Genomic DNA, 3,745 nt, shown 5'->3' with positions numbered 1-3,745 from the left:
GTGATGGGAGAATTGCAAAATCTGGGGCTAAAATCGGGAATTAATGCTATGCTGATTGGGCATTATTTGACCACTCTAGGACAACCCCCCCAACAGGATCAGGCGATGTTGGCTGATCTTAGTTTAATAGGAGGAGAAGCCCCCATCCCCGGTGAATACCAACCCCAACAGGCAACCTAAATCACGTCGAGGACGAGGCTCTCCGCCCCGGCGCACTTCCGCATCGGTTCCCAATGAGTTAATCTGGGCCTTGATTGGTTTGTTGCTGACAATCTTTAGTACATTTGTTCCAGTAAGCCTAGCTAGTTGGTCGGCTGCGGGTCTATCTTCGCAAAAACTAGGCATAACTTACCAAATTGGGGCAGTATTGTTAACGGGCTGTCTGGGGGGCAAAAATGCCGGGCTTCTTGCCCAGGTGGCCTATATTTTTCTCGGTTTAACTTGGTTGCCTGTGTTTGCTCAGGGTGGGGGAATAGGTTATCTGAAAGAACCCAGTTTTGGCTATATTTTGGGCTTTATGCCGGGGGCATGGCTGTGTGGTTGGTTGGCTTTTCGCTGGCGCGCCAAGATAGAAACCCTTGCTTTAAGTGCCTTTGCCGGTTTGTTAGTTATTCATCTGTGCGGTTTATTATATATGCTGGGATTGTCGATTTTTCAGCCCCAAGCCAGTCAAATCACCTTTCCCGATAGTTTGCCCACCCTATTTATGAATTATTCAGTCTGGCCATTTTTAGGGCAGTTAGTAGTAATTTGTGTGGTGGTAATTATTGCCTTTTTCTTCCGTAAATTATTATTTTATTGATGCCACAGCCAATGTTAAAAAAGAATCGCTGGTTTTGGATAGTGGCGGTGCTTGGTCTAATTTTAGACCAATTAACTAAGTATATAACCGTGCAGAGTTTTGAGCAAATTGGTGATACTTTCCCGATTATTCCGGGGGTTTTTCATTTTACCTATGTGATTAATACCGGGGCGGCTTTTAGTGTTTTTCGGGGCGGTGTTGGTTGGCTAAAATGGCTATCCTTATTAGTTAGTTTGGGATTAATGGCTTTTGCTTACTTTGGACCGCATTTAAATCGTTGGGAACAATTAGCCTACGGTTTTATTTTAGCAGGGGCTTTCGGCAATGGCATCGATCGCTTTTTGTTTGGTTATGTGGTGGATTTTCTCGATTTTAGATTGATTAATTTTCCTGTTTTTAATCTGGCCGACGTTTTTATTAATATCGGGATTATTTGCCTCTTAATTTCTACCTTTCCCCACAAGTCAAGGGTCCCGTAGGGGCGAAGCATTCGAGCGATAACCTATCGCTGAAACCGTAGATTTCCTATCCGAATGCTTCGCCCTTACTTGTTCTGTTCAAATGCAAGTGGAGTGACTCTTAAATTATTACAGATATATCAGCAGCCGTCTGTAAGCATACCACCGAAAAACTAATGCGCTCCGGGGTTTGGGGGCGGCGCCACGCCCCCAACGGGTAGGGTTGATTCATGAATCAACCCTACTATGAATCAACCCTACTATGAATCAACCCTACCCCTGCCCCCTGCCTCCTGCCCCCTGCCTCTGTTATACTCGATCGGGTGAGCAATGCCCACCCAAAAAACTATGCTTCTGTTTGAGAAATAGAGCGATTAAATTTACTAACTAACTCAGGATTTTCTGACCAAGCATCGATAACACTCATATTACCATTGAGAAAATTCTGTTTAATAGCGCGGCGTTGAATTTTGCCACTGGCAGTTTTGAGAATTGTTCCCGATTTAGCCAAAACAATAGCATGGGTCATAATTTCGTGTTCTTCGGCGATTTCCTGACGGATATCGGCGATTAATTTGGCCGTATCTAACTCACCGCTGCGACGTTCTAATTCCTGGACAATAACTAACTGTTCTTCCCCATTATCTTCAATGGAAAAAGCCGCACCATAATCGGGACGAAAAACCTCATTAAGATGCTGTACTGACCATTCTAAATCCTGGGGATAATGATTACTGCCACGGACAATAATTAAATCCTTAATCCGTCCCGTGATATACAATTCCCCATCGAGAAGAAAACCTAAATCTCCGGTGCGTAAAAACGGTCCTTCTCCCGTATCAGCAAGATAAGCTTGAAAAGTCTCTTTAGTTGCGTCTTCCCGTTGCCAATATCCAGCGGCCATACTGGGGTCACTGGCCCAAATTTCGCCCACTTCATCGGCTGCACAAAGGGTGAAAGTATCGGGATTAACCATAGCTATACGGGTATCACAGACGCGACGACCACAACTGGGGACGTATCTAACTCCCGTGGTTCGATCGGAGCCTACAGGGACAATTTTACCGCGTTCGTAGGCGGTTGCATCCAAAGCGGTGATAATTGGGGTGGTTCCCTTGGGTTTATTGGAAATCAAGAGGGTATATTCAGCTAATCCGTAGGCAGGGGCGAAAGTTGACCAAGAAAAGCCGTAATCGGCAAAAGTATCGACAAATTTGGCCATTACCTTCGGGTTAATCGGTTCGGCGGCATTTCCCGCAGCCTGCCAACTGCTCAGGTCTAATTCCGCTAAATCGGCAGCTTTAATCCTACGAGTACAAAGATCATAGGCGAAGTTGGGGGCCTGACTATGAGTAACTTTGTACTTAGTAATATTTTTTAACCACTGCATCGGACGCTTAATAAAAGCAAAGGGAGACATGAGATAGCAGGGTGTACCGTTGTAGAGGGGGACGGTGATACCTTCGACTAACCCGTAATCGTGGAAATAGGGCATCCAAGTGAGGGTAACGCTATCCGGTTCGTAACCACAAGCTTTTTGCAAGTAACCGCAATGGTGCATCAGGTTAAAATGACTTAACATCACTCCTTTGGGGATATTAGTCGAACCGGAGGTATATTGCAGATAAGCAAGCGCCGATTTATCCACCTGGGGATCTTGCCATTGGTCCGCGAGGGAAATATCAATACTTTCGGTAGTAATCCATTTCATTTGGTCGAATTCTGGAAATTCTTCCTTAACACCTTCAATAAGAGTCAGAATACTTTCGGTAACTAGGGCAAAGGTGGCATTAGCATCCTTGACAATTGCTCGTAAACGGGGCAGAGTGCGCTTAAGTCGTCCCGATTCCGGTGGGGGGACGGGAATGGCAATCACTCCCCCGTAGAGACAACCACAAAAAGCGGCCACTACTTCTAAACTTTGAGGATAGAGTAATAGGGCGCGTTCCCCTTGGGCCTGGTATTTTTGCAAATAGGCGGCGATTGCTCTTGCTTGGCGATCGAGTTCACTGTAGGTTAAAGGTGGGGTTTCTTTTTTACCATCGATAAGAAAAGTGTAGGCATGGCCCTCTGGTTGTGCCGTGGCGCGGTAACGTAAGAGTTCTACTAGGGTTGCGGGTTGAATTAGGGTTTCAGTCATCGTTGTTATCGGGCTTATTGGCGCTATTGTATAGAAGTTTTAACATATTTGCCCATGGCGCTAGGATAAAGTGCGGAAGGCGATCGGTCAAGGTATAGGATTAAGTTATTGGTTAAAATCCCCCCTGCTTTATCTCTGCAATTGTTAGAAAAAGCTATAATTAATCAATCCTAAAATACCGGGAAAAAGTCATGACAGACCTAGACATAATCCCAGAAGTTGCCTGTCCCCCCACAGATTTATGGAGTGATGAACCACCCTTGGAAAGTGAACTACACCTGCAACAGATCATCATTCTCCTTAGTTGTCTAGAATTATTATGGCGCGAGAGGAGTGATTACTACG

Annotated in this window: 3 protein-coding genes and 2 pseudogenes; 4 read left to right on the top strand and 1 reads right to left on the bottom strand. The window is 45.3% G+C overall.

Annotated elements, in window-relative coordinates:
- From PX481_RS02635 to lspA, 3 genes and pseudogenes are all read left to right on the top strand, one after another.
- Positions 1-180 (top strand): annotated as a pseudogene (locus PX481_RS02635) (biotin synthase BioB); the annotation flags it as partial.
- On the top strand, positions 152-802 hold the full coding sequence (locus tag PX481_RS02630) for a biotin transporter BioY (protein ID WP_002763469.1): 651 nt from the start codon (positions 152-154) through the stop codon (positions 800-802). The pseudogene PX481_RS02635 and the gene PX481_RS02630, both read left to right, overlap by 29 nt.
- 11 nt (positions 803-813) lie before the next feature.
- Positions 814-1,281, top strand: a complete 468-nt coding sequence (gene lspA / locus PX481_RS02625) for a signal peptidase II (RefSeq protein WP_002763467.1) — start codon at positions 814-816, stop codon at positions 1,279-1,281.
- A 325-nt stretch (positions 1,282-1,606) separates the two neighbouring features.
- Here lspA and PX481_RS02620 read toward each other — a convergent pair whose 3' ends face one another.
- A complete protein-coding gene (locus PX481_RS02620; protein WP_288093541.1) occupies positions 1,607-3,400 on the bottom strand; it encodes a fatty acyl-AMP ligase in 1,794 nt (597 codons plus the stop codon).
- Between the two features lie 191 nt (positions 3,401-3,591).
- Between PX481_RS02620 and PX481_RS02615 the strand changes: the two are divergent.
- Positions 3,592-3,745: pseudogene (locus PX481_RS02615) on the top strand (Uma2 family endonuclease); the annotation flags it as partial.

This window comes from Microcystis sp. M53603_WE2 (genome assembly GCF_030065435.1).
Note: the sequence above shows the minus strand (reverse complement) of the source record. Positions and strands in the feature narration are given on the sequence as shown.